This window comes from Holophaga foetida DSM 6591 (genome assembly GCF_000242615.2).
Lineage (GTDB): Bacteria > Acidobacteriota > Holophagae > Holophagales > Holophagaceae > Holophaga > Holophaga foetida.
This window is the reverse complement of the sequence record NZ_KI912268.1, coordinates 1-25,373: the sequence shown is the minus strand read 5'-3', so window position 1 is coordinate 25,373 and position 25,373 is coordinate 1. Positions and strand designations below refer to the sequence as shown.

Genomic DNA, 25,373 nt, shown 5'->3' with positions numbered 1-25,373 from the left:
AATGAAATCTAACAGAAAGGTAGCCTGGGCGGGCCTTCGACCCCAGGCTACTCTGGACGGAGGCCCTTTCTCAGGAGTCCCTTTGGCTAAGCGCAATGAACCCGTCCGCAAGTCCGTGAAGGAGATCCTGGAGGATCTGCTGGCGGGACACCGTGAAGCCGCCTTCAACGGCCCAGGCGCCGCCCTGAAATACCTCAACCGCACCTTTGAGGGACAGCAGAGTCTGCCCAATGGCGTGAAGGCCGTGGCCTTCGACCTCATGGCTGAGGCCAAGGCCCAGCTCCAGGACTGGGAAGGCGTAGCCGAAGCGGCCCAGGGCTTCCTGGCGAACCTCCCGGCCATGGAAGAGGCCCTGGGCCACGGCTTCCGGTCCGCCCTGGAGACCACCACCGCCCTGGAGCGTGGCGTCCAGGCCCAGAGCGAGCTGGGGAATTTCCACGCCGCCCTGGAGCTCTGCGATCGGGCCATTGACCTCAAACTCGGAGCCCATTGGGAAGCCAAGCGGGACAGCCTGGACTGGGCCCGCTGAACCAGTCCCAGCTGCCATTTCCTTGCTTTTGGGCATCCAGTCTCCTGGAGATTTGCGGCCTGCTGGTGCGAAGACGCTACGATTGACGGCGGTTTCAGTTGCCTGCTGGCACCGGGAACTGCGCCTTCGCGGCAACGGGCCAGAAGTCGTGATCGGAATGGATCACCTTGAGTTCCCACTTCTGGTTGGGCTTATCCGATTTGAACCACTGGCCGAACACGATGGGTCCTCGGCTGAACTGGTTCTCGTTGAACATTACGCGGCCTCGGATGGTCATGAGGTCGGTCTTGGCCAAGGCAGCGTTCACCTTGTCAGCCTCGACGCTTCCGGCCCGTTCGATGGCATCCACCAGAACCTGGACGCAGGCGTAGCCGGGCCCGAGGGTGCAGAGCACCGGGCGCTTCGTCTCCTGGAGCCACTTGTCGGCCAGGGTCTTGGGGGTAGTGCTGCCGAAGCCTGGGCAATTGGTCATGGTGCCATCCCACCAGATCTCGATGCACACACCCAAGGGGAGGTCGCCGCCCCAGGAGTTCACATCGTCATAGTTCAAGGCGCCACGCCCCATGGACATGATCTTGGGGTAGAAGCCCAGGGACTGGCACTGCTTCCGGATCGTCCCGAGGAAGGGCGCTGGGCCATTGCCCCAGAGGATCTCTGCACCGGCATCCTTCCACTCCCTGATGATGGAGGAGAAGTCCGTCGTCTCGATGGGCACCAGACCCGTGTTCTTTTCCACACCGACCACCGTGTATCCCTTCTCTTTGAGGAGGGGGCCAAGGAGGGTGTACCAGCCACGGCCATCCGGGTCATCGGCACAGATAAGCCCCATCTTCTTGTTGGTCTTGGGACCGAACTCATTCAACTGGCTCATCCAGGAATCCATGACCGTGTAGCCGACCTTGGCCCGGAATTCCCCGGCGGGAGCAGGCTTGATGAGATTGAAACTGCCCGTGGCCCAGGTGTATTTCCACTTGGTGGGGCTTTCGTTGCGCATCCCGAGCCAGGGCTCCTCGGGACCGACCCCCGTGATGTAGGGGATCTTGTAGGTATCCGCCATCTTGGATACGGCGGGATGCATCGGAGGCGGCTCATCGCCCGAAACGATGAACTGGACGTGGTCCTGGAGGATCAGGCTCTCCGCAAGGGATCCGGCCTTGTTGCCGTCCGTTTCGGCATTCACCGAAACGATCCTGATGGGGAGGCGATCATTCCCGACCTTCACGCCGCCCAGTTTGTTGATGTCCTCTACGGCCGCCTGGATCCCGTATAGGGCTCCCTCTCCCATGGAAGCGAAGTAGCCTGTCTGGGACTGGATCACCCCGATCTTGATTTCCTTGGGAGTCTTCTTCTCGCAGCCGCTGGCGAGAGCAAGACCCAGGGTCGCGAGAACCATGGGCACTGCTGTACTAAGTTTCATAATTCACCATCCTCGGAAAGAAGTTAGGGGAAACACACCCAGAGCAGGAACAGCCCTGTTCGAAGGGACTACACTTTTCAACGTTGTGTCGTTCCAGGAGCACAAAACATCGTGATAAATATTCGTAACCTAAAAAAAGGAGGTTCGAATGAGATTCACCGAGTGCGAAGCCATGCTCAAGAGCGACCCATTGCATCTTGAGACAGGCATTGAACGGCTCTCCAGTGGCGGGGTCCACGTGGCCATCCGCATGTGCCTGGAGAACTGCACAGCAGAAATGCTCGAGTGGTGGTTCGGATGCGAGTGCGATACGGACATGTACCGCCTCTGGCATCCCGGCGCCCACAAGTTCTCGAAATGGGGGGAATATGAGGCCAATCATGTGCCCGGGAACGTGATCGGCTCCACCCACTTCATCAAGGAGACGCTCGGCAACTCCGACGTCATGGACATGCAGCTCAAGTACCTCGACCCCATGGATCTTTTCGGCGCCAAACTCACGGAAGCCAGAAAGCGCGGCGATGCCGATGTCGTCCTCTACGGCTGGGCCGGAATCGGCGAGAACTGGGAGTGCGAGAGGAATGAGCAAGGTTATCCCAATTTCATGCAATATGTAGGCGTTGGCCGAAACACACCCTTCGGTCTGGTCCTGCGCAACCACTATTGGTTCGCAGACATGCTGGACTTGCCGTCAGCCGAGGTCGAGAAGATGGTCCCGGACCAGCTTGGGCTCTACATGCTCGAGCACGATTCCAACGAGTTCCATATCCTCGGCAAGGTCATTCCAAGCTTCTACCTGCGCGACAACTGGGAGAAGCTTGGCGAACCCGAACCCTACACCAAGCACAAGGAACTGAGTGCGCTTGCTACCACCAAGCTCTTCGTCTGAAACGCCATCAGGCTTCAACCGGCCCGGGCAGACCGCCCGGGCCGACCTGCATTCGAAGAGAACCTGGGCCCGTGGGGGTCCATGAAATCCAGGCAGATCCTCGCGCAGCAGAGATCGGAGATGACATCTGGGGCGATACCGTCATCCTCGAATATCCAGTATCGATAGGCACCCAGGATGGAGCAGGCGATCTGCTCGATGACCAAGCCGGTGTAACTGAACTCAGGGAGCTCCTTCCTGTACTTCTCCATGAAATGGGCCTTGATGATGTTCTTCCACTTCATGGCGAAGGTCGGCTCGGCATGCCTCCCCATCAGGACCCGGTAGAGGGAAACCTGCCTCTTGATCAAGGCGAGGGTGTCATTGAAGCACTGGAAGTGTTCGCCTTCACCGAGGCTGGCGAGGTCGTAATCCTTGAAGCCGACGTTGAGATGAAACATCTGGTCGATCAGATCGTTCTCGACCTCGTCCAGGACTTCATCCAGATCATTGAAATACGAATAGAAGGTGGTTCTTGCGATGGGGATAGCCGAGCACAGCATCTTGATGTTCATCTTCCGCAGTCCTCGCCTGCCATAGATGTCCACGAACTTGGCTTTTATCAGGTTCTTAGTCTCTCCGGACATCAATCCATCCATGGCAATCTTGAGATCATGGGGGAAACGGGCGGCGGCGGCGGACCGATCAGCCGTGGACCGAAGCGATCATGGCCGCCACGTTCTCGGGCTTGGCGTTGAAGGGGATATCGCAACCGGAGGAGAGAATGAAGCCCTCGGGACCGATCTCTCCGAGGAGACGCTTGCAGTACTCCCGGACCTTTTCTGGGGTGCCCAGGGCGAAGAGGGCAGCAGGCACGTCGCCCATGATGGCCATGTGGTCGCCCAGCACCGCCTTGATCTTGAAGATGTCCGTGGCGTGGTCGGGGGAAATGATGCAGGAATGCTTGGGCATCTCCAGGAAGAACTCCAGATCTCGCTCCCAGTTGGAATCCAGGTGGAAGACCGGCACCACACCCTCCTCCAGAAGGACTTCGGCCATCCGCTTCATGTAGGGCCACACGAAGCGCTTCCAGGTCTTGGGATTGATGAACTCGGAGGCGGAGCGCCAACCGCCCACCCAGGCACCGTAGGACTTCAGGCCACGGGCCGTCTGACGGGCGGTCTTCACCAGATCCGGCATGGCGGCGTCGCAGGCTTCCTGGACCAGGTCAGGCTTCGAGAAGAGATCCCGCATGAAGCGCGGCATGGTGCGCCCGCCGCAGAAATACTCGTAGGGCATGTTGGCCTGGAAGGGCGAAAGCACCGGAATACCTACCGTATTCCAGCGCCGGATGGCCTCGGGCATGAACTCGAGCATCGGCATCAGCTTGGGCATCAGGTTGTCCAGGCGGCTGGCCTGGTACTCCCCGAAGAAGGCGTTGTAGCCGTGCTTGATGATGGTGTCGTAGTCCTCAAGGGTCATCAGTTCCTGCTCCGCCACCTGCCAGGGTTGGTCTTCGGCCACATCCCGGCCGGGGATCTTGACCTTGGAGAGCCAAGCCAGGCTCAGGACATGGGCCGAGAAGGTGGGCTGCTGGATACCGTCGATCTCCCCCAGTGCGGTGAAGGACCTGATCATGGTGTCCGTCATCAGATCGGGGGTCACCGCGAAGTCCGCCATCCGGACCTTCATGTGGTTGGCACAGAAGGAGGTGGCCAGGGGAACCACCGGCACCCGGTCCTGCTTCTCAAAAGCCACCGCCCGCTTGATCCGCGCCAGCCGCTCGACACATATATCGAAATCTGCAGTCATATACTCCTCCACAGGTACAGAAAGACTAAGGCTCAATAAATTGAGCGCGACAATACACACGAAAATCAGATACGACTGAACCGAGCGTATATAGCAGCCCCCGCACGAAATCCAAGCGGCGGTTTATTTAGGGGCCATGGCGTCATGGCGACTAGTGGGTGAGGCAACCATGATTAAAAATCAGAACATGATTTAGTGTCAACAAATGTTTTCATGTCGGGATAAAATTTTTTATTCACTGTTTTGATGCAACTTAAACAAGGCACCACGGGGGGGGCCTCGCAGATTCTCCAGCGAACCTTGATATTCCCCCCTACTCCAGGGGGGCCAGGGCGCCCAGCGCCAGTGCCCGATCCAGGCTTGGGACATCGTCCCACGTCTGCTCCATACGGAAGAATCCAGACCCCGATGGACAGGGTCTGGATTCAGGTCCAAGCTAGACAAGCTGACTACTTGATGTCCATCAGCTTCTTGGCGTATTCCACACAGTCCTGAGCCGTCTTGCAGTAGGCATCAGCGCCCACATAGTCCGCCGTCGTCTGGTCGCAGGGACCGCCGCCGATGAGGATCTTGACGTTATCCCGAAGCCCCGCAGCCTTGATGGACTCGATGCACTCCTTCATGCCATCGAAGGCCGTCGTCAGCAGACAGGAGATGCCAACCACCTGGGGCTTGTGCTCCTGGATGGCCTTGATGTAGTCCGCCGTGGGAACATCCACCCCCAGGTCCACCACATTGAAACCATTGCATCCCATCACGGTGGTCACGATGTTCTTGCCGATATCGTGGATATCACCGTAAATGGTCCCCATGACAAAAGTGCCATGGCTGGCGGCATTGGCCCCACTGAGATCCCCGCCGATGAGGGCGGCCGCCTCCTTGAAAATCTCGGCGGACATGATCAGCTCGGAGAGATAGTATTCCTTCTCCTCGTAGCGCTTGCCCACGATATTCATGCCTTCCTGCAGGTTCTGGATGATCTCCAGCGGGGCCACGCCCTGGGTCTTGAGGGCATTGACTTCGGAAACCAGCACGGACTCGTCGAGATCCGCCATGGCATTGATCAGGGTCTGGCTCATAGTCATTCTCCTTGGTGGATCAGGCTTCGGCCAGCTCGGCCTTGACCTTCTGGGCGGCGACCTTGCGGGGGGCGGTTTCCTTGACGAAGAGGGAGACCACGATGCCCGCAATGAGGCCGATGATGCAGATGGTGAAGATGTTCTGGATGCCGTAGTGCTTGGCCACGAAACCGCCGATGATGGGCACCAAGCCGCCGCCGAAGATCTCGCCCACACCCATGGTCACACCGGTGGAGGAGGTCATGAGGGTGGCGGGCACAGACTCGGCCGCCATGGGGCCCACGGTCAGGCCGATCAGGCCCTGGCTGAAGAAGGTCACGGCGAAGAGCAGCGCGAACAGGGTTCCGGGGTGGGAACCGGCGGCCTTCAGCAGCAGGATGAACACCAGACAGCAGATGCCACCGATGAAAGCCGTGGGCTTGCGGCCGATGAAATCGGAGACACCGGGCAGGACCACGGTGCCCAGGGTCGCACCGAAACCAAAGGCGGAAAGGACAAAGATCATCTGGCCGGTGCTGAGCTTGAGCACGTCCGTCAGATAGCTGGGCAGGAGGATGGCCAGGGTGATCTCCGCGGCCAGCCAGCCCAGCACCAGGATGATGTTGAGGGGCACATTGCGATACTTGAAGACATCCATAAATTTATGGGGCGTCGCGTCGTGGGTGGCGCTGTGGGCAGCCGCCTCGGAAGCCTTGGGGTCCCGGAGGACCTTGGCCATGAGGAGGGCTACGATGATGCCGGGGACGGTCACCAGGGCGAAGGCCCAGCGCCAGTGGAAGCCGATGGAGAGCAGCCAGCCCACGAAGATGGGGGCCAGGGCCATGCCGAAAAGAGGCATCGCCATCTGCTGGAAGCCGATGTTGAGCCCCTGGCGGGAGGGCTTGGAGGCCTCCACCGTGGCCACGATACCCGCTGGGGAGAAGGCGCCTTCAGAAATGCCGATGAGAGCGCGAATCGCCACCAGGCCCATCATGCCCGTGGCCACGCCGCTGACACCCGCGAGGAGGCTGAAGATGATGATGGAGGGGACGATGACCTTTTTGCGACCGAACTTGTCGGAGAGGCCGCCCATGAAGAAGGACGAGATGCCCCAGGCCAGGGACAGCGCCCCGCCGATGATGCCGATGGCGCTGTAGTCGAGGTTCAGTTCCTTCGCCATCAGGGGGAAGATGGGCATGATCATGAAGCGATCCACACCCACGAAACCGAAGGCCAGGGCCAGGAGCAGAATGGCCTTCCATTCGTACTTGGTGTCCCACTTGGCCGTAGAGCCCTGGGAAGAGGATTTGGGAGGTGCGCCGATTGCCATAATTTGACTCCTTTCAGGTTGGGGTCAGAGATCAGCCCTGGACGGAGGCGATCATCGCCGCGACGTTCTCAGGCTTGGCGTTGTAGGGGGCATCGCAACCGGAGGAGAGGACGAAGCCCTTGGGGCCGATCCCTTCGATCAACTTGCGGCAGTAGGTGTGAACCTGATCAGGGGTGCCCAGGGCCAGCATGCCAGCGGGCACGTCGCCCATGATGGCCATGTGATCCCCCAGGACTTCCTTGATCTTGAAAATGTCGGTGGCATGGTCGCCGGAGAAGAGGCACTTGGCCTTGGGCAGCTCCTTGAAGCGCTCCAGATCGCGCTCCCAGTTGGAGTCCATGTGCAGCACGGGCAGCACCCCCTCCTCCACGGTCATCTCCACCAGCTGCTTGAAGTAGGGCCAGGCAAAGCGCTCCCACAGCTTGGGGTTCAGGAACTCGCTGGCGGCGCGCCATCCGCCGACCCAGGCGCCCACGCAACCTGCGGCACGCAGGGCCTGGCGGGAGTCCTCCAGGATCTGGGTCTGGGCGATATCCATGGCCTCCAGGACCTTTTCCGGCATGCGGCGCATATCGGTCATGAACTTGGGCATGGAACGGGCGCCGCAGAAGACCTCGTAGGGGGAACAGAGCACCACCGGAGACAGGGTCACCACCCCAGCCTCCTTGGCGTTCTGGATGGCCGTGGGGGTGTAACCGAAGACGGGACCCACCTTGGCCAGCATGTTGTCCAGGCGGTTCATCAGGAAGTCTTCAAAGAAATACTTGTAGCCCTTGCTGATGATGACGTCGTAGTCGTCGGTGGTCATCATTTCGGCCTCGTGGACCTGCCAGGGCACGTTCTCCGGGAGATCGATACCGGGGATCTGAACCCTGGAGAGCCACTGGAAGCTCAGGAGGTAGGGAGAGAAGACGGGCTGCTGGATGCCGTCCACCTCACCGAGGCTGGTGAAGGACTTCAGCATGGTGCGGTGGGCCAACTCCACGTCCAGGGCGAAGTCGGCGGGCTTGACTCCCAGGTGGTTGGCACAGAAAGAGTTGCCCACGGGGATCACGGGCACCCGGTCAGGCTTCTCAAGGGCCACGGCGGCCTTGATCCGGTTCAGCCTTTCGTCGTAAAGCTCAGCGTTCGTCTTCATCGGAGTATCTCCTTTGCGATTAAAAAGAAGCGCCCAGATAGGCTTGGGCGAGTAAAAGCCAACTAATGCAATTAACTTTTAGAATTTCCGACACAAGCCCCTACCCAGCCAAGGCTTCTGGAGGGAGGAACGAGTTGGGTTTCCGGAAAGCTACGCACGGGTAGCCAAAGTGATGCGAGTCAACGATGATTAAACATCACAAACTGATACTCGGTCAACTATTCTTTGGGAAAGTTCACAAATATTCTTAATACCCTTTTTTATCAACACATAAAAAAAGCCCCTCGAAAGGGGCCTGGGGTTCAGATCCGGCAGCAGGTCAGCTTTCCGGCAGAAGTTCCCGCTGGGTAATGTCGAAGGAGAAGTCGATATTGGCTGGAGGATAAGGGGGCAGCGGGTCCGCCGCCAGTTCCCGGGCCTGGGAGGACGAGGCCCCCGCCACTCGGGTGATCATTTCCACCACGTACCGCTCATGATCCTCGGGATAGCGCCCGGAGATCACATCACAGAGCGCCCCCACCATCATCCAGACCATGATGCCCCAAGTGGTCTCCACAGCATTGTCCAGCAGGGAATAGCGTCCGGCTTTGATGGCGAGGCGAAGATCCCGGGTGCCGAAGGGCTCGAAGGCCCTCCGCATGCGGTCCGACAGGAGATCCGGGCGCATGACCCACCAGCGCCACACGGGATCCTTGATGGCATCCCGAAGGGTCAGTCGAACGGATACCGGCATGACACGCCCCGGCTCGGCGAGCTTGAAACTCTCGGTGGCCAGTTCATTCCGGCGCGCCATGTCCTGGATGATGCAATCCAGAAGACAGGCAGCCACCTCGTCCTTGGACTTGAAGTAGTTGTAGAAGGTGCCGAACCCGACATGGGCGCAATCCGTGATCTCCTGGATCGTTGCGGCATCCACCCCCTTGGTGGACATGACCTCATAGGCCGCCTGGAGAAGACGACTGCGGGTCTGAAGGCGCCGCCATGGGATCCGCTTTTTCACTTCCGGAGAAGCCCCCTCCACCTGGGTCTGCCCGCCGTCAGTTCCACGCTTCGCCATTCAGCCAACCTCCTCAGTGCGCCTATCCCGAAAAATACAGATCCCGGACCAACAATTATTGTAAAGCACTTCCTTATGATCCAATAGGGGTGCGGCCGCGCGTGTGATCACGCGCGGCCGCACCCTACGACGGAAGGAACTACTTGCCGGGCACAGGGAAGATGGCCTTGTCAGAGGCGGGCCAGAAGTCGTGATCCGAGTGGATCACTCGCAGCTCCCACTTCTCAGGCTTGTCGGTCTTGAACCACTGTCCGAAGACGATGGGGCCGCGGCTGAACTGGTTCTCGTCGAACTTCACCCGATGACGCATGGTCATGAGATCGGTCTTGGCAAGGGCCGCATTCACCTTCTCGGGATCCAGGGAGTTGGCGCGCTGAAGGGCATCCACCAGCACCTGGATACCGGCATAGGCGGGCCCGATGGTGCAGATCACGGGCCGCTTGGTCTCCTTGAGCCACTTCTCGGTCAGGCTCTTGGGCGTGGCGCCTCCGAAACCTGGGCAGTTCTGCATGGTTCCGTCCCACCACATCTCCGTGCACACCCCCTCGGCCAGACCATTGCCCCAGGCATTGACATCGTCGTACTGGAGGGCGCCGCGGCCCAGGGAAACGATCCTGGGATTGAATCCCAGGGCCTTGGCCTGCCGCCACACCGTCCCGAAGAAGGGACCGGGGCAGTTGCCCCACAGGATCTCCACACCGGCCTTCTTCCATTCCGCGATGATGGAGGAGAAGTCGTTGGTCTCGTAGGGCACCAGGCCCAGGTTCTTCTCCAGCCCCACGACCTCAAAGCCCTTCTTCTTCAGGATGGGCCCGAAGAGGGTGTACCACCCGCGGCCATCCGGCTCATCGGAAGCGATGATGCCGATTTTCTTGTTGGTCTGAGCTCCGAAGAGATCCAACTGGGTCAGCCAGGAATCCATGACCGTGTAACCCTTCTTGGCCCTGAAGTCCCCGGCAGGCGCCGGGGTGTTGATGGCAAAGCTGCCCATGCACCAGGTGTACTTCCACTTGGTGGGGCTCTGTTCACGCATGGCAAACCAGGGCTCCTGGGGGCCGACGCCTGTGATGCAGGGGATCTTGTACTTGTCCACTACACTGGCCACGGCAGGATGCATGGGGAAGGGATCGTCGCCGGTCACGATGAACTGGACCTTATCCTGGACGATGAGGCTCTCGGCCAGAGCCCCGGCCTTGTTGGGATCGCTCTCGCTGTCCACCGCCACCAGCTTGAGGGTGTAGCTTTCGCCGCCCACCTTCACGCCGCCGAGGCGATTGACGTCTTCAATGGCCGCCTTGACGCCGAAGATGCCTCCCTGGCCAAAGGGAGCGAACATGCCGGTCTGGGCCATGACGAAGCCAACCTTGATTTCCTTCTGTTCCTTGCGATCACACCCTGAACCCAGAACCAGAGCCAGGGCCGCGAGACCTGCGCTTACTGCCGTTGCCAGTTTCATACAGTCATCCTTTAGGGAAAGTTGCTGATCCTTGAAAAGGTAAGTCCCGCCCTGCCCAGATCCAGGCCACCGACTCATGGGCCCCGCGCGATATCCAGCTTTGCGGACACAGCAATACTCCACAAATCATGGTACGGTTGTACCACCGAATCGAATGGACAAAAAAACACTATGGATGACAATTTTGAATATGACGCCAAACACGAATAAATGTCAACTTTGAATTTGGATGGAATGCAAAGATCACTTCTGCAAAGATTTGACTGCGCATCACCCCCAGCCCAGCCACTTGGAAGCAGGATGATGCCACCTCATGAAAACCCGAAGGAGTCGCAGGAGATGTCCAGGAGCAACGCCGTGAAAACTACCGCAGCGAAGGCAGAGACAACAGGCTCGAATCGGGTTTCCCGGAAACGCTCCATCACCCGGGTCAAGCTGCTCAAGGCCGCCTACGACATCTTCTCCAAGCGGGGCCTGGATGCCACGACAGTTCAGGAGATCACCGACCGGGCCGATGTGGGCCTGGGCACCTTCTACAACTACTTCGCCTCGAAAGAGGAGATCGCCACCCGCGTCCTGGATTGCGTCATCCACGATGTAGCCCGCCGGAACGATATCGCCACGGCCCCTTTCAGGGAATCCAATCCCGTCTATGTCCAGCCCACCGCCATCCGACTCACGCTCCGGGAAGCAGTGACCAATCCTATCTGGCAGTGGTGGATCCGCCATCCTGATCTCCTGGCGGACCGGATGCGGGAAGGTTTCAGGCGCTATGGCGTGCGGGACATGGGCGACTCCCAGGGCAAGGGAGCCTACAACCTCAACCAGGAGGACTTCGACCTGGTCTGGGTCATCCACTGCTGGATCATCGTCGGCGGCCTGCGGGATATTCTCGTGCTCCAGCACCCCATCGAGCGGGAAGCCTACATCGTGGAACTGATCATGCGCGTCATGGGTGTCCCCTCCGACATCGCCCGCGAGGCGGCCTACATCCCCCTGCCCCCCTACCCTCCTGCGGATATCGACTTCGCCTTCAGGCTGGATGAAGAGGAGACGGCTTCTTGAAAACAAGCCCCCGGGAAAACCGGGGGCTTGGAGGGTCAACTGCACAATCCGAGTTCAGGTGACTCAGACCCCTTCCGGAACGGTTTCAACAGCGGGGCTTCCTTCTGCCGCAGCCTCAGCGGCCCGATCTTCAGCCTTCTCCCGAAGCACTTTGTTCATGATGACTGCAGTCAGAGCGCCGACGCAGATCGTTGAACTGAGCATGTAACCAAGAAGGGGAGGCAGACTCATGATGAGCGGCATGGGAATGAGACCGGCACCAATGGTGGTCAGAATGGAAGTTCCGATCACAAGATAGTTGCGCTCCGTCAGAGGGTAGGCACGGAGACTGGACAAGCCACTCATGGTCACCGCGACACAGATGATCGCATAGACGCCCCAGATGACAGAGCTGGGCACGAGGGCGATCACATACATCAGCTTGGGGCAGAAGGCCATGACCACCGCGATCACGCCAGCGCCAATAGCGGCATGACGACTGAATACGCGGGTTACAGCCAGCACGCCGGCGTTGGAGGCATAGCTGGTAACCGGCAGCGCCCCGAAGAAGGAGCCGATCAGGCAGCCCAGGCCCTCGCCGAGCACACCGCGGTTGATGCGCTTCTCGTCCAGCTTCTCGCCCGACATCGCAGTGTAGGTGAACCAAGTGCCGGAGCTCTCGATCATCACGAGGAGCATGAGGATGCACATGACCACGCAAGTATTGAGGTCAAACTTGGGCATACCATAGGGCATGAGCTTGGGAATGGCGATCCAGGAAGCCTTGGCGACGGGACCGAAGTCCACATGGCCGAAGAAGCCTGCGAAGATCGTTCCGACGATGATGGCGTAGATCACGGAACCGAGACCCAGGTATCTGCCTACCGCGTTCTTCAGGTGGCCGAGGCGCATGAAGAGCACGAAGGCGGCGAACGTGATAAAGGCCTCCAGGAAATTGATGGAGGGTTTGCCGGGGATCATCAGGATCGAATTGAAGGTGATCGGCATCAGAGCGATTCCGACAACAGTGATGACGGTTCCCGCCACGAGGCCCGGCACGAACCACTTGATGATCTTGCTGAATACCCCTGTAACGCCGACGATCATCAGGAATATGGAGCCAACGATAAAGCTCCCCATGAGCGTTGGCCAGCCAGCTTTCATTCCGATGGCAACCGCCGCACCAATGATCAGGAAGGTCATCCCCTGGACGACCTGGAAGCGCAGAAGGAAGCCTGACTGAAGGATGGTGGCGACACCACAAGCAAAAAAGGTCGCCGTGATGAGCCCAGCGGCAGCGCCTATATCCAGCTTCATGATGGCGATGATGACGATCGGCCCCAGAAAGAGGTTGCAGGCCAGCACAGACTGGAGACCGAAAAACAGCGACTGTTTTATAGTCAGTTTGTCCTCGGAGTGGATAACACTACTGGTTGATTCCATATGTTTCTCCTTTCAACTCGAATGAGATTGCGTTGAGGTAGCGATAGCGGTCTTCAGCCCAGGAAGGGTTTGGGCTTACCCGTGAGCCGCAGCGATCATGGCCTTGACGTTCTCCACCTTGGCATTGGCAGGCAAAGCGCAGCCGCTCGACAGGATGAAGCCCGGTCCCATGTCCCGGATCAGCTTGGTGCAGTAGTTGTAGACCTGGTCGGGGGTGCCCAGGGCCAGCATGGCCGCAGGCACGTCGCCCTTGATGCACATCCGGTCCCCGAGAGCCTCCTTGATCTTGTAGATGTCCGTCACGCCGTCCGTCTCGAACACGCACTTGCCCTTGGGGAAGCTCTTGAAATACTCCAGGTCCCGCTCCCAGTTCGAGTCGATGTGGAAGTTGATCACGGCCCCTTCCTCCAGGATGGCGTCGGCCACCTGCTTGAGGTATTTCCACACGAAACGCTCCCAGAGCTTGGGACGGAAGAACTCGCTGGCTCCCCGGGCCGGGGAGATGAACACATACTCGGACTTGGTGGCCCGGATGGCCTGGCGCAACTCGTTGAGGGTCCCCTCCTGGATCACGTCGATGACGGCCTCGACCTTGTCAGGGCACTGGTAGAGGTCCTTCATGAAGCCGGGCATGGAGCGCCCGCCGCTGATCTTCTCGGTCACGAGGTTGATCACCAGGGGTGAGTAGACCACGTACCCAGCATCCTCCATCCTCTTCACCATCTGGGGGATGTTCGCCAGTTCGGCCAGGACATCATCCAGGGGCACACCGATCCGGTTCCTCAGGTAGTCATCCTCGAAGGCAGGCCAGCCCTTGCTGAGAATGGTGTCGTAGTCCTCGCGGGTCATCACCTCCTTCTCGTCCAGCTGCCAGAGCATGCCCTCCGGCAGTTCCTTACCAGGCATCTTGATGCGGGTCATGAAGCCCAGGGGAAAGAGGGGCGCCGCCACAAAGGCGGAATCGGAGCCATCCAGATCGCCCAGCTCCTTCATGGACTCCACCATCACCTCGTTGGAGTACATGAGGCTATTGGCGAACTTGGACATGGGCGCCCCCATGTGCTTGGCGCAGAAGGCATCCATCAGGGGCACCACCGGGGTCCGATCCGGCTTCTCCAGGGCCACGGCCTTCCGGATCCGCTCGCGGCGCTCGTTCAACAACTCAGCGTTTGTTTTCATCACTTCACCTTGATTAGGAAATTGCAGTTTGGAACAGAGAGGGCCTGATCCCGGACGGGCAACAGGAAGCGCCTGGAGCGATCATGGGCCTCTATTGCAGAAAGGATGGTTCGACATGGCGCTTTCCAAGCGGCAGACAAAGAATCGGCACCCGAATGGATTCCCGGGAACATCGTCGTAATGCTGGAATGACTGGCTAGGGCGATTGCTGTCATTGAATATCCTACAAAGGTGAATGGTCGTCAACAAAGAATATACATACAGATTTAAATACCTTTATTTACAGCCACTTTGAGACAAATCCCCTAATCACAATTCGATATTGGATCAGGTTATTTCTGGACAGCAGCTTAGACATTTCATTCCCTTTCAGAATGTCAAACGCCTTGATTCCCAATCAGGGGTGCTCAGTGCCGAAATCAGAGGTACGCGTATGTGAATAGTGATTGGCCATGATCATGGACCGTTTTCGAGCAGATGTCAAATTCGATTTTGAATCATTTTTGCCCCCATCAAGCCCCCTCTGGCTCGATCCTGATCCCTCGTTTCCCGAAGAAAAAACCCACCCGAATGGGTGGGTCACAACTGGAATGTCTGTGGTCCCGGACCGGCATGGTCATAGACGCGCCCCGACCGCCCCCAGATGGGCCGGCCGAGACATCGCCTGTAAGGATGGTCAGGCTACTTCACACCCATCAGCTTCTTGGAGTATTCCACCGAGTCCTGGGCGGTCTTGCAGTAGGCGTCGGCGCCCACATAGTCCGCCGTGGTCTGGTCGCAGGGCCCGCCGCCGATGAGGATCTTCAGCCCATCCCGAAGTCCGGCAGCCTCGATGGAGGAGATGCACTCCTTCATGCCATCAAAGGCCGTGGTCAGCAGACAGGAGATGCCGACGACCTGGGGCTTGTGCTCCCTGATGGCCTCGATATAGGCGGCGGTGGAGACGTCCACACCCAGGTCAATGACCCTGAAACCATTGCAGCTCATCACCGTGGTCACGATGTTCTTGCCGATGTCGTGGATATCCCCGTAGATGGTGCCCATGACGAAGGTCCCATGGCTGGGGGCATCCCCGGCGGCGAGATCCCCGCCGATGAGGGCTGCGGCTTCCTTGAAGATCTCCGCCGACATGATCAGTTCGGAGAGGTAGTATTCCTTCTCCTCGTAGCGCTTGCCGACGATGTTCATCCCCTCCTGCAGCTTCTGGATGATCTCCAGGGCCGGGGCGCCCTGGCTCTTCAGGGCGTTCACTTCAGCAACCAGCACGGATTCGTCAAGATCCGCCATGGCGTTGATCAGGGTCTGGCTCATAGTTCTCTCCTTAATTCGATCGGACCAAGATTTACGACCGGGCCGCAGCGATCATGGCCTTGACGTTCTCCACCTTGGCATTGGCAGGCAAAGCGCAGCCGCTCGACAGGATGAAGCCCGGTCCCATGTCCCGGATCAGCTTGGTGCAGTAGTTGTAGACCTGGTCGGGGGTGCCCAGGGCCAGCATGGCCGCAGGCACGTCACCCTTGATGCACATCCGGTCCCCGAGAGCCTCCTTGATCTTGTAGATGTCCGTCACGCCATCCGTCTCGAACACGCACTTGCCCTTGGGGAAGCTCTTGAAATACTCCAGGTCCCGCTCCCAGTTCGAGTCGATGTGGAAGTTGATCACGGCCCCTTCCTCCAGGATGGCGTCGGCCACCTGCTTGAGGTATTTCCACACGAAACGCTCCCAGAGCTTGGGACGGAAGAATTCGCTGGCTCCCCGGGCCGGGGAGATGAATACGTACTCGGACTTGGTGGCCCGGATGGCCTGGCGCAACTCGTTGAGGGTCCCCTCCTGGATCACGTCGATGACGGCCTCGACCTTGTCAGGGCACTGGTAGAGGTCCTTCATGAAGCCGGGCATGGAGCGCCCACCGCTGATCTTCTCGGTCACGAGGTTGATCACCAGGGGTGAGTAGACCACGTACCCGGCATCCTCCATCTTCTTCACCATCTGGGGGATGTTCGCCAGTTCGGCCAGGACATCATCCAGGGGGACACCGATCCGGTTCCTCAGGTAGTCATCCTCGAAGGCGGGCCAGCCCTTGCTGAGAATGGTGTCGTAGTCATCGCGGGTCATGACCTCCTTCTCGTCCAGCTGCCAGAGCATGTCGTCCGGCAGTTCCTTACCAGGCATCTTGATGCGGGTCATGAAGCCCAGGGGGAAGAGGGGCGCCGCCACAAAGGCGGAATCGGAGCCGTCCAGATCGCCCAGCTCCTTCATGGACTCCACCATCACCTCGTTGGAGTACGTGAGGCTTGTGGCGAACTTGGCCATGGGCGCCCCCATGTGCTTGGCGCAGAAGGCGTCCATCAGAGGCACCACCGGGGTCTTGTCGGGTTTCTCAAGGGCCACGGCCTTGCGGATGCGCTCGCGGCGCTCGTTCAACAACTCGGCGTTTGTCTTCATCACTTCTCCTCGAATTGGAAGTTAGTGGACTGGAACAGGAGGACTGCCTGGTCCCGGATGGACAGCGGAACGCACCCGAAGGAACTCAGGAACCCCTGACTCAATGAGAGGCGTTCAATATGGAAGCTCGGGCTACAGATATGAATATCATCCAAAAGTGAATGGTCGTCAACAAAGAATCAGTAATACACATTTAAATGACTAAAAAAAGGGCTATTAGACCCTGGCACCCCTAAGCCATTGGTTCCCACAAAAAAACCCACCCGCATGGGGTGGGTCAGAGGCAGGGCGCCCTTGAACTCAAACCTGCATGGCGGGATCCAGGGTCACGTCATAGGAGAAATCGATATCCGCAGGGGGATACTCCGGGAGCGGAGCCGTCGTGATCTCATGAGCAACCTCCGTGGAAACGCCCAGGACCCGCATCAACAGTTCGGCGATCAGGCGCTCGTGAGTGGGGGGCTGCTTGCCGACAATGACATCCCGGAGTCCTCCGACCATCATCCACACCATCTGGCTCCAGACGGATTCGGCATCGTTTTCATCAACCCGATAGACCCCTGCCCTGGTGGCCAGGATGATGTCACGGACTCCGAAGGGCTTGAAGCTCTCCTGCATGCGGTCAGCCAGGAGATCGGGGCGCTTGGCCCACCATTGCCACATGGGTTGGGAAAGGGCCTCCCGGACCGTCAGACGGGCGGCGAAGGCCTGCACCCGGGCGGGGTCGCTCCCCTTCCAGGCCCTGGTCGCCAGATCATTCCTGCGGCCCAGGTCGTTGATGAGGCAGTCCAGCACCTGGGCCGCCAGCTCATCCTTGGACTTGAAGTAGCTGTAGAAGGTGCCAAAGCCGATATCCGCCCGCTCGGTCACCTCCTGGATCGTGGCACCATCCACCCCCTGGGTGGACATGACCTCATAGGCTGCCTTCAGGAGCCGCTTCCGGGTCTGAAGGCGACGACGGGATACCCGAGTGAGCGGAGCGTCCTGAACCAGGGATGACGACTCGGCTCCCGTTTTCCCACTCTTCTTCGGCATTCTGTCCTTCTCCCCATCGAAGCAGAGCTTCACATGTGATGGTAAATCAAATTCACCCAAAACGTTAGGCGAGATCTTCCGGCCTAAACCGCTGTCCAGAGGCGATCTGAACAAACATTCACAGGAACGGCATAGGGGGCCGTCGCGGAACAACCCGAACTGCACTGGTTATTTCCGCGATGGCCCCAAAACAACCCTCGGCCGCCCCATTCCGGGACGGCCGAGACGCCTGTAAGGATGGTCAGGCTACTTCACACCCATCAGCTTCTTGGAGTATTCCACCGAGTCCTGGGCGGTCTTACAGTAGGCGTCGGCGCCCACATAGTCCGCCGTGGTCTGGTCGCAGGGCCCGCCGCCGATGAGGATCTTGAGCCCATCCCGAAGCCCGGCAGCCTCGATGGAGGAAATGCACTCCTTCATGCCATCGAAGGCCGTGGTCAGCAGACAGGAGATGCCGACAACCTGGGGTTTGTGTTCCTTGATGGCCTCGATATAGGCGGCGGTGGAGACGTCCACACCCAGGTCAATGACCCTGAAACCATTGCAGCTCATCACCGTGGTCACGATGTTCTTGCCGATGTCGTGGATATCCCCGTAGATGGTGCCCATGACGAAGGTCCCATGGCTGGGGGCATCCCCGGCGGCGAGATCCCCGCCGATGAGGGCTGCGGCTTCCTTGAAGATCTCCGCCGACATGATCAGTTCGGAGAGGTAGTATTCCTTCTCCTCGTAGCGCTTGCCGACGATGTTCATGCCTTCTTGGAGCTTCTGGATGATCTCCAGGGCCGGGACGCCTTGGGTCTTCAGGGCGTTCACTTCGGCAACCAGCACGGACTCGTCGAGATCCGCCATGGCATTGATCAGGGTCTGGCTCATAGTGATGCTCCTTAGTTATAGCGGCCGTATTTGTCGACGGCGTCAAAGAATGCCTTCACGTTCTCGTGCTTGGCGTTCATAGGCATGCAGCAGCCCGTGGAGTAGATCAGGCCGCCACCCTTGCCCACATACTGGATGAGCTTCTTGGCGTATGCGTCCACGTCATCCGGACTCCCCACACTCAGCATGGAGGCGTGGACATCGCCCATGATGGCGCAATGCCCCCCCAGCACATCCTTGGCCTTGAAGATGTCCGTGGCCCCGTCCAGCTGGAGGACGAACTTCTTGGCGGGAAGCTGGAGGAGGTACTCGAGGTTGTCGGTCCAATCCGAGTCGTAGTGAAGGATCGGGATGATGTTCTTCTCGTTCAGGCCGTTCACCAGCCGCTTCATCAGGGGCAGGAGCATGTTCTCGAACACCTTCAGGGACAGCCACTGGGCGCTGCTCCGGGAATCCCCGATGAAGGCGCGACGGATGCCGGTCTGATCAGCCTGGGCCGCCAGCAGCGCGATCATCTCGTCGGTCACCCGCTCCATCACGGCGTAGAGCTTGTCCGGGATCTGCCGCACGTCCCGGAAATACTTCTCCAGGGAGCGAGTCATGGAGATCACGTCCGGACCCGAACCGCCCAGGATGGACCAGGTGGGACTCTGGCCCCGGGCCAGGGTCCGCCGGACCTCGTCGGCGTGGAGCTTAGCCTTCTCGGGCAGGGCGGCCATGATCTGTTCCACCGTGGACCCGTGGGAGACCTGGCAGAACTTGATGATGTAGGGGAAGAGCCCCTCGTTCAGGATGATGTCCAGATCCTCCCGGGTCATGGCCTCGAACTCGTGCATCTGGAAAGAGGCGTTATCCTCCAGCTCGGTCCCGGGCATCTTGGTGCGCATGAGCCCGATGATCTGCATGTAGGGGGCGATGCGCTCGCACATGATGAAGGGGTTGCTGTCCCAGATCGGGTAAGCCTCTTTCACCTTGTCGATGGCGCCCATGCACTTTTCCCAGTCGTGCATGAAGTCCTTGTTCAGCATCCCGGCGAACTGACCGGCGTACTGGTCGATCATGGGCGCGCAGACCACCCGGTCCACAGGTTCCAGGTTGATCGCCGCCTGGATACGCTCTTCTGGCGTCATTACGTCCTTAGTCATTTTTACCCTCCTGAATGAAGTCAATTAAAGTGATTTAGATCCCACCAAGACATCCACGCCCAAAGAACACCCTTTATTCAGGGATGCCGTAATGGTTTCGACATAGAGCTCAGGGAGATAAATCCTCCGATGATTGGATTCTCAAGATGAGACTACGGCGCGTTCGATCTGTTGTCAATCTCGATTGTGAATCAAATACACAACAACAAAACAGCAGCAGACCCGCTGCCACCTGATCACGAACGCTTTTGCCCGCCTACTCTTCCGTGTGCTCCATGAGTCCCTCGCTGCCTTCGAGGCGCCGTCTCTGGATGGCGCCGGTGCGGCGCCAAAAGATGATTCCAAAGATGCAGAGCCCCACTCCCACCAGACATGAAACCAGGCGGGTCGGCAGGAAGGGCTGCAGGATGGCAATCATCGGCAGGACCACCATGAAGCTGATGGCCATTTCCAGGAAGAAGCGCACCGCCTCCTCCATGCCTTCCACCGTGGAGCCGCTGGACTGGAGCGCCCGCTTTGCCATGGCTCCCGCAACGGTCCGGACCTGTTTGCGCATGCCCATCATGAAACGGAAGGCAAACAGGCCCACCACGAACCAGACGGCGTATTCGGCCAGGACCTGGGGGATGAAGCCCTTGATCAGATCCCTCAGGAGGTGGTGAGCCAGGGAAGCGATGAGGGCAGCGATCGTCACCATGAGCCCGTCCAGCACAAGATAGCCGAAGGGCTTCCGCAGGGACTTCCACGGAGCTTTCCGGAAGGGGATGGCGCCAAGATGCCCCATGGCAGCCCGATGGTGCATCAGGAAGTAGCGCAGGCGACTGGGCAGCATCCTTTCGAAGCGATCAGCCAGGGGGTCGGAATGCTTGATCAGGAGGGGCGTGGTCATGGTGGTCCAGGCGCTCGTGACGACCATGACCGGGAAGAGGGCTGGCCCCACCACCCCCAGGGCCTGCCCCAGAGCCACGATGATGAAACTGAATTCACCGATCTGGGCGAGGCTGCCGCCGATCCACAGGGATGTCCGGAGACCACTCCCTCCAAGAAGGGCCCCGAAGGCCGCGGACACGAACTTCCCAAAGAACACCAGGAACCCGAAGAGCAGGAGAGCCTTCCAGTTGGGAAGGACCTGGGTCGGATCGATCAACATCCCGATGGAGACGAAGAAGATCGCGACAAAGACATCCTTGAGGGGTGACAGCAGGTGCTCGACTTTGCGCTCCCGCCCGGACTCGGCCACCAGCATCCCGGCCAGGAAGGCACCGAGGGCCACGGAATAGCCCATTCTGGAGGCCAGCAGGGAAAGCGCGAAGCATAGGCCCACCGCCGTGATCAGTAGGGTCTCATCGTGCCCCATGTCCGCCACCCAGCGGATGAAGCGCGGAACCAGCCATCGCCCGAAGACCAGAACCACCACCAGGAAGCCAGCCAAGCGAGCGATGGTGAGCAGAAGCGCGGAGAGGCTCAGCCCCGCCCCGGAACCCACTGCCGTCAGCAGGGTCAGCATCAGGATCGCCAAGAGATCTTCAACAATGAGTGCAGAGAGGACCAGATCGGCCACGGGCCCCTTGATGCCCATGCCCTGGTAGACCCGAGCAATGATCATGGTGGAGCTGATCCCGAGGGCGGCTCCCGCGAAGATGCTCTCCACAGCACCCCAGCCCAGGAGACGCCCGGCCAAGTACCCTGCCCAGGTCAGGAACCCAGTCTTGATCAGGGCGATCAGGGTGGCGGGAGGCCCGGCCCGCATGAGTTTCTTCAGGCTGAACTCAATGCCCAGGGAGAACATGAGCAGGATGATGCCCAGCTCGGAAAGGGTGTGGACATTGTGCAGGTTCGCCACCAACGGCACCGGCACATGGGGTCCGATGATAAGCCCTGCCAGGAGATAGCCCAGCACCAGCGGAAGCCGGAAGCGCTGGCAGACCACGGTGGTGACCGCAGCCACGCCCAGGACCATGGCCAGATCGAGGAGGATGGAGGGGTTGGCTGGTACGGCGCTCATGATTCAGGATACCCAGCTTAGCCCCGCGGTTGAGCCGGACCCGGCTTGGTGCGATCCTGTAAGGCTATGAAACTCGATCGCCTCTCCGACTTCACCCGTTCTCACCGCAATGGTGAGCTGCGCATTTCCCACGCTGGTCAGCAGGTGCGGTTGCTGGGGTGGTGCAAGCGCATCCGCAACCTCGGCTCCCTGGTCTTCCTGGATCTGCGGGATCGCTGGGGAATCGTGCAGCTGGTGGCTGACGAGACCCAGGTCAGCCCAGAACTGCTGGCGCGCCTGAAGGCGGTGCGCAGCGAGTTCGTCCTGGGAGCCGAAGGCTTGGTGGCTGAGCGGGAACAGAAGAATCCCAATCTCCCCACCGGTGATATCGAGGTGCGCCTGACGGACCTGCGCATCCTCAACACCGCCCAGACCCCGCCCATCCCTGTGGACGACGGCAGCCAGGAAGCCAACGAGGACCTGCGCCTGAAATACCGCTTCCTGGATCTTCGCCGGGAAAAGCTCCAGCGCAACCTCATCCTCCGCAGCGAGACCGCGAACATCGTCCGGAACTACTTCCGACGCCACGACTTCATCGAATTCGAGACCCCCATCCTGGGCAAGTCCACCCCCGAGGGGGCCCGGGACTACCTGGTACCCAGCCGGGTCCACCCTGGCGAATTCTTCGCCCTGCCCCAGAGCCCCCAGCTCTTCAAGCAGCTCCTCCAGGTTTCGGGATTCGAGCGCTACATCCAGATCTGCCGCTGCTTCCGGGACGAAGATCTGCGGGCCGACCGCCAGCCCGAGTTCACCCAAGTCGATATCGAGATGAGCTTCGTCCGCCAGGAGGATGTCCAGGGCATGGTGGAAGGCCTGATGGTGGAACTGGCCCCCCTGGTCGGGAAGAGCGCCACCGCCCCCTTCCCCCGCCTACCCTACCGTAACGCGATGGAATGGTATGGCTCCGACAAGCCGGACATCCGCTGCCCCATCAAGATCCAGGACGTGACCGCCCTCTTCGCCCAGAGCGAGTTCAATCTCTTCCGAGCCGCTGCGGATTCCAACGGCCAGCGCCGGGTCCGGGGCCTCTTCTTCCCCAGCGAAACCGCCGGCGCCTTCAGCCGCAAGCAGCTGGATGAACTTCAGGAGCTTGCCAAGCAGCTGGGCGCCGGTGGCCTGCCCTACGCCAAGTGGGGCAAGGAGGGCCTGGCATCGAGCTTCAAGAAGTTCCTCAATGAGGAGCAGGAGGCCCAGCTAAAGGCCGCCCTTGAAGTTGCCGGAAATGGCCTGGCGATCTTCGCCGTGGGCACGGACGACCAGACATCAAGGGTACTCGGAGATCTCCGGGTGCGCCTCGCCAAGCAGTTCGGCCTTCTGGACGAATCCCGCTTCGAGTTCCTCTGGGTCGTGGACTTCCCCCTCTTCGAGTGGAACGACGAGGCCCAGCGCTTCGTGGCCTGCCATCACCCCTTCACCAGCCCTCACCCCGATGACCTGGACCTTCTGGAGTCCAATCCCGGGGCCTGCCGGGCCGTGGCCTATGATCTGGTGCTCAATGGCTATGAGGTGGGCGGCGGCTCGATCCGTATCCACGATGCCGAGACCCAGAGCCGGATGTTCCAGGCCATCGGCATCGGGTCCGACGAGGCCCGGGAGAAGTTCGGCTTCCTCCTCGACGCCCTCAGCTATGGCGCCCCCCCCCATGGCGGCCTGGCCCTGGGCCTGGATCGCCTCGTGATGCTCCTGGCCGGTGTGGACAACATCCGGGAGGTCATCGCCTTCCCCAAGACCGCCCAGGCCCGATGCCTCATGATGGATGCCCCCAGCCCCGTCGAGCCCAAGCAGCTCAGGGAACTGCGCATCCAGACCGAACAGCCCCAGCAGTACCGGGCAGGCGTCATGTTCTTCGAGAGCGTCCCCAGCGAACTCCAGGCCCCCATGTCGGCCCTGCGCACCCTCACCACCAATGCCCCCACCTCCACCAGCACCGTTGTCCTGGACGGCGAGATCGTGAAGGTGGAAACCACCCGCATCCCGGAACTCTGAGCCGGTGTTCCCCCTCGGCGACCTGGCAGACCGGATTCTCCAGGAGGTGGGGGGGCCTCTATCCCTTCCCATGGAACCATTCCCGCGCATCCCAGGATGCGCGTTTTTTTGTCCCCCGATCCCCACCGAATCCTATCTCAAACCAAGCTTGGCGCCAGCCGCCATCACACGGGAATAGACATGCCTGGACCCAATCCGATCGCAAGACTCCTCCGCTGGGTGGCTTCGCGGTTCTCAACCCTCCGCAATCATGTGGAGTTCAGCACCTCGCAGCTCCTGTGCAGTCGTCGCAAAACATTCAACATCCAGAAAGCCGTTCTGTCTGGAATAGGATCGCGTTCCCGGGATCCCCTCTCCTGCCGCGGGGAAGAGGATCAGCGGCATGGTGAGACCCTCCGGGAGATGCAGCAGCGCATCACAGACCTTGAACGCGCCTTGAGGATGCAGATCATGCTTCCGCGAAAGGTCGCCAAACTTCGACGACGCGGCCTTGGCCTCACAGGAAGCTGGGCTCCCATGAACAGCCACAGGATGCAGAAGGAACTGCAACTGCTGAACCAATGGCTTTACCCCCAAAGCTCGGATGGAGAGTATTGCCAACAGTGCCCGCCGGAATACTATTCGCTCGAACTAAAGGACTGGTTCCAAAGAAGCACAAGAACGCCGCTCAATCTGGAGCAGCCACAGACCTTCAACGAGAAAACCCAGTGGCTGAAACTCCATGATTCAACGAACCTGAAAACAAAGCTCGCAGACAAATTCCTGGTTCGGGAATGGGTCAAGGAGAAGATAGGACCCCAATATCTGACGCCATTGATCGGCGTCTACGACAAGGCTGAGGATATCCCGTTCGATATCCTTCCGCAGGCCTTTGTCGTCAAGGCGACCCACGGATCTGGCATGAACCTCATTGTTACGGATAAGCAGATTTTTGATTGGCAGGGGGCGCAGCAGCGCATCAATTCCTGGATGAAACGGAACCATGCGTTTGAACATGGCTTCGAGTTGCACTACGCGCCCATTGTTCCTCGCATTCTGGTGGAAGCGTACCTTGAGAGCGGCCCAGGAGCACCGGAGGACAGGAAGAAGCCACCCTACACGATGGATGACTACAAGGTCTGGTGTTTTGGCGGGAAAGCGCATTTCATCCAGTTCGCAACCGGCCATGTGACAGCCTTCTACAACACCAAGTGGGAGAAGCAGGACTTCGCCTACGGGCCGGTAAGACAAACAGTGAGCATTTCGTCGGTGGGGCGTGGGCGAGGCTGCCTCAGGTAGACGGAGCCCCCACCGATGAAATGCGGTGTTGAACAAGCCCGGAGCGGCGGGGGAGTTGGGCGAGGGCTATGGGGAAATCGCGCCTGCTGATCCACTTTTGGGGACGCCAGGTCCCCTGTCGCCCAGGGATTGCTGACTGCTGAGCCCGACAGTCCCGGCAGGGGCTTGGACCGAGTTGGCGTCATAGCAAGGCTTCGCCGTCCCGCCGTGGTGGAGGTCGTGGTGCAGGTGA

General features: G+C 59.8%; 21 protein-coding genes. 5 read left to right on the top strand and 16 right to left on the bottom strand.

Annotated elements, in window-relative coordinates:
• The first annotated feature begins 82 nt into the window (after window positions 1-82).
• Window positions 83-529, top strand: coding sequence for a hypothetical protein (locus HOLFODRAFT_RS0200160; RefSeq protein WP_005031407.1), 447 nt, complete (start codon window positions 83-85; stop codon window positions 527-529).
• 94 nt (window positions 530-623) lie between these two features.
• Here HOLFODRAFT_RS0200160 and HOLFODRAFT_RS0200155 read toward each other — a convergent pair whose 3' ends face one another.
• Window positions 624-1,946 (bottom strand): ABC transporter substrate-binding protein, encoded by a 1,323-nt coding sequence (locus tag HOLFODRAFT_RS0200155; protein ID WP_005031408.1) that lies wholly within the window; start codon window positions 1,944-1,946, stop codon window positions 624-626.
• A 148-nt stretch (window positions 1,947-2,094) separates the two neighbouring features.
• Between HOLFODRAFT_RS0200155 and HOLFODRAFT_RS0200150 the strand changes: the two genes are divergently transcribed.
• Window positions 2,095-2,835, top strand: coding sequence for a DAPG hydrolase family protein (locus HOLFODRAFT_RS0200150; protein ID WP_005031409.1), 741 nt, complete (start codon window positions 2,095-2,097; stop codon window positions 2,833-2,835).
• 14 nt (window positions 2,836-2,849) lie between these two features.
• Here HOLFODRAFT_RS0200150 and HOLFODRAFT_RS0200145 read toward each other — a convergent pair whose 3' ends face one another.
• From HOLFODRAFT_RS0200145 to HOLFODRAFT_RS0200115, 7 genes are all read right to left on the bottom strand, one after another.
• Window positions 2,850-3,461: a TetR/AcrR family transcriptional regulator gene (locus HOLFODRAFT_RS0200145; protein WP_005031410.1), complete on the bottom strand. Its 612-nt coding sequence runs from the start codon at window positions 3,459-3,461 to the stop codon at window positions 2,850-2,852.
• Between the two features lie 58 nt (window positions 3,462-3,519).
• Entirely contained in the window at window positions 3,520-4,626 is a 1,107-nt protein-coding gene (locus tag HOLFODRAFT_RS0200140; RefSeq protein ID WP_005031411.1) for a uroporphyrinogen decarboxylase family protein, read from the bottom strand.
• A gap of 449 nt (window positions 4,627-5,075) precedes the next feature.
• On the bottom strand, window positions 5,076-5,705 hold the full coding sequence (locus HOLFODRAFT_RS0200135) for a cobalamin B12-binding domain-containing protein (RefSeq protein WP_005031412.1): 630 nt from the start codon (window positions 5,703-5,705) through the stop codon (window positions 5,076-5,078).
• Window positions 5,706-5,724: 19 nt separating this feature from the next.
• Window positions 5,725-7,014 (bottom strand): MFS transporter, encoded by a 1,290-nt coding sequence (locus HOLFODRAFT_RS0200130; protein ID WP_005031413.1) that lies wholly within the window; start codon window positions 7,012-7,014, stop codon window positions 5,725-5,727.
• Window positions 7,015-7,045: 31 nt separating this feature from the next.
• A complete protein-coding gene (locus HOLFODRAFT_RS0200125) occupies window positions 7,046-8,152 on the bottom strand; it encodes a uroporphyrinogen decarboxylase family protein (RefSeq protein WP_005031415.1) in 1,107 nt (368 codons plus the stop codon).
• 319 nt (window positions 8,153-8,471) lie between these two features.
• Window positions 8,472-9,209 (bottom strand): TetR/AcrR family transcriptional regulator, encoded by a 738-nt coding sequence (locus HOLFODRAFT_RS22360; RefSeq protein ID WP_005031416.1) that lies wholly within the window; start codon window positions 9,207-9,209, stop codon window positions 8,472-8,474.
• A gap of 139 nt (window positions 9,210-9,348) precedes the next feature.
• Window positions 9,349-10,665, bottom strand: coding sequence for an ABC transporter substrate-binding protein (locus tag HOLFODRAFT_RS0200115; RefSeq protein ID WP_005031417.1), 1,317 nt, complete (start codon window positions 10,663-10,665; stop codon window positions 9,349-9,351).
• A gap of 357 nt (window positions 10,666-11,022) precedes the next feature.
• On the opposite strand from HOLFODRAFT_RS0200115, the gene HOLFODRAFT_RS22355 reads away from it, so the two are divergent.
• Window positions 11,023-11,730 carry a TetR/AcrR family transcriptional regulator gene (locus HOLFODRAFT_RS22355; protein ID WP_158412888.1) on the top strand — a complete coding sequence of 236 codons (708 nt, stop codon included), beginning with the start codon at window positions 11,023-11,025 and terminating at the stop codon, window positions 11,728-11,730.
• Window positions 11,731-11,793: 63 nt separating this feature from the next.
• Here the strand turns inward: HOLFODRAFT_RS22355 and HOLFODRAFT_RS0200105 are convergent, their stop codons facing one another.
• The 8 genes from HOLFODRAFT_RS0200105 to HOLFODRAFT_RS18515 all read right to left on the bottom strand — a co-directional run bounded on the left by HOLFODRAFT_RS0200105 (window position 11,794) and on the right by HOLFODRAFT_RS18515 (window position 21,838).
• Window positions 11,794-13,152, bottom strand: a complete 1,359-nt coding sequence (locus HOLFODRAFT_RS0200105) for a uracil-xanthine permease family protein (RefSeq protein WP_005031419.1) — start codon at window positions 13,150-13,152, stop codon at window positions 11,794-11,796.
• 75 nt (window positions 13,153-13,227) lie between these two features.
• Entirely contained in the window at window positions 13,228-14,331 is a 1,104-nt protein-coding gene (locus HOLFODRAFT_RS0200100; protein ID WP_026938895.1) for a uroporphyrinogen decarboxylase family protein, read from the bottom strand.
• A 681-nt stretch (window positions 14,332-15,012) separates the two neighbouring features.
• Entirely contained in the window at window positions 15,013-15,642 is a 630-nt protein-coding gene (locus tag HOLFODRAFT_RS0200095) for a cobalamin B12-binding domain-containing protein (RefSeq protein ID WP_005031161.1), read from the bottom strand.
• Window positions 15,643-15,673: 31 nt separating this feature from the next.
• Window positions 15,674-16,777, bottom strand: a complete 1,104-nt coding sequence (locus HOLFODRAFT_RS0200090) for a uroporphyrinogen decarboxylase family protein (RefSeq protein WP_026938894.1) — start codon at window positions 16,775-16,777, stop codon at window positions 15,674-15,676.
• Between the two features lie 300 nt (window positions 16,778-17,077).
• Entirely contained in the window at window positions 17,078-17,812 is a 735-nt protein-coding gene (locus HOLFODRAFT_RS22350; protein ID WP_005031421.1) for a TetR/AcrR family transcriptional regulator, read from the bottom strand.
• A 246-nt stretch (window positions 17,813-18,058) separates the two neighbouring features.
• Window positions 18,059-18,688: a cobalamin B12-binding domain-containing protein gene (locus HOLFODRAFT_RS0200075; RefSeq protein WP_005031422.1), complete on the bottom strand. Its 630-nt coding sequence runs from the start codon at window positions 18,686-18,688 to the stop codon at window positions 18,059-18,061.
• An 11-nt stretch (window positions 18,689-18,699) separates the two neighbouring features.
• A complete protein-coding gene (locus tag HOLFODRAFT_RS0200070) occupies window positions 18,700-19,833 on the bottom strand; it encodes a uroporphyrinogen decarboxylase family protein (protein WP_005031423.1) in 1,134 nt (377 codons plus the stop codon).
• 256 nt (window positions 19,834-20,089) lie between these two features.
• Window positions 20,090-21,838 (bottom strand): cation:proton antiporter, encoded by a 1,749-nt coding sequence (locus HOLFODRAFT_RS18515; protein ID WP_005031424.1) that lies wholly within the window; start codon window positions 21,836-21,838, stop codon window positions 20,090-20,092.
• A gap of 66 nt (window positions 21,839-21,904) precedes the next feature.
• Here HOLFODRAFT_RS18515 and aspS point away from each other — a divergent pair, with 66 nt between their 5' ends.
• Together aspS and HOLFODRAFT_RS22345 are read left to right on the top strand one after the other, a co-directional pair.
• Window positions 21,905-23,863, top strand: coding sequence for an aspartate--tRNA ligase (gene aspS / locus HOLFODRAFT_RS0200060; RefSeq protein ID WP_005031426.1), 1,959 nt, complete (start codon window positions 21,905-21,907; stop codon window positions 23,861-23,863).
• 402 nt (window positions 23,864-24,265) lie between these two features.
• Window positions 24,266-25,141: an ATP-grasp fold amidoligase family protein gene (locus tag HOLFODRAFT_RS22345; RefSeq protein WP_158412887.1), complete on the top strand. Its 876-nt coding sequence runs from the start codon at window positions 24,266-24,268 to the stop codon at window positions 25,139-25,141.
• Window positions 25,142-25,373: the final 232 nt, after the last annotated feature.

Bases quoted from the DNA above. Each gene is read 5' to 3' on its own strand.
- HOLFODRAFT_RS0200150 (WP_005031409.1), top strand. From the start codon at position 2,095: ATGAGATTCACCGAGTGCGAAGCCATGCTCAAGAGCGACCCATTGCAT.
- HOLFODRAFT_RS22345 (WP_158412887.1), top strand. From the start codon at position 24,266: ATGCAGCAGCGCATCACAGACCTTGAACGCGCCTTGAGGATGCAGATC.
- HOLFODRAFT_RS0200115 (WP_005031417.1), bottom strand. From the start codon at position 10,665: ATGAAACTGGCAACGGCAGTAAGCGCAGGTCTCGCGGCCCTGGCTCTG.
- HOLFODRAFT_RS22350 (WP_005031421.1), bottom strand. From the start codon at position 17,812: ATGCCGAAGAAGAGTGGGAAAACGGGAGCCGAGTCGTCATCCCTGGTT.
- HOLFODRAFT_RS22360 (WP_005031416.1), bottom strand. From the start codon at position 9,209: ATGGCGAAGCGTGGAACTGACGGCGGGCAGACCCAGGTGGAGGGGGCT.
- HOLFODRAFT_RS0200090 (WP_026938894.1), bottom strand. From the start codon at position 16,777: ATGAAGACAAACGCCGAGTTGTTGAACGAGCGCCGCGAGCGCATCCGC.
- HOLFODRAFT_RS0200070 (WP_005031423.1), bottom strand. From the start codon at position 19,833: ATGACTAAGGACGTAATGACGCCAGAAGAGCGTATCCAGGCGGCGATC.
- HOLFODRAFT_RS0200125 (WP_005031415.1), bottom strand. From the start codon at position 8,152: ATGAAGACGAACGCTGAGCTTTACGACGAAAGGCTGAACCGGATCAAG.
- HOLFODRAFT_RS0200075 (WP_005031422.1), bottom strand. From the start codon at position 18,688: ATGAGCCAGACCCTGATCAATGCCATGGCGGATCTCGACGAGTCCGTG.
- aspS (WP_005031426.1), top strand. From the start codon at position 21,905: ATGAAACTCGATCGCCTCTCCGACTTCACCCGTTCTCACCGCAATGGT.
- HOLFODRAFT_RS0200100 (WP_026938895.1), bottom strand. From the start codon at position 14,331: ATGAAAACAAACGCTGAGTTGTTGAACGAGCGCCGCGAGCGGATCCGG.
- HOLFODRAFT_RS0200145 (WP_005031410.1), bottom strand. From the start codon at position 3,461: ATGTCCGGAGAGACTAAGAACCTGATAAAAGCCAAGTTCGTGGACATC.
- HOLFODRAFT_RS0200095 (WP_005031161.1), bottom strand. From the start codon at position 15,642: ATGAGCCAGACCCTGATCAACGCCATGGCGGATCTTGACGAATCCGTG.
- HOLFODRAFT_RS0200105 (WP_005031419.1), bottom strand. From the start codon at position 13,152: ATGGAATCAACCAGTAGTGTTATCCACTCCGAGGACAAACTGACTATA.
- HOLFODRAFT_RS18515 (WP_005031424.1), bottom strand. From the start codon at position 21,838: ATGAGCGCCGTACCAGCCAACCCCTCCATCCTCCTCGATCTGGCCATG.
- HOLFODRAFT_RS0200130 (WP_005031413.1), bottom strand. From the start codon at position 7,014: ATGGCAATCGGCGCACCTCCCAAATCCTCTTCCCAGGGCTCTACGGCC.
- HOLFODRAFT_RS0200140 (WP_005031411.1), bottom strand. From the start codon at position 4,626: ATGACTGCAGATTTCGATATATGTGTCGAGCGGCTGGCGCGGATCAAG.
- HOLFODRAFT_RS0200135 (WP_005031412.1), bottom strand. From the start codon at position 5,705: ATGAGCCAGACCCTGATCAATGCCATGGCGGATCTCGACGAGTCCGTG.
- HOLFODRAFT_RS0200155 (WP_005031408.1), bottom strand. From the start codon at position 1,946: ATGAAACTTAGTACAGCAGTGCCCATGGTTCTCGCGACCCTGGGTCTT.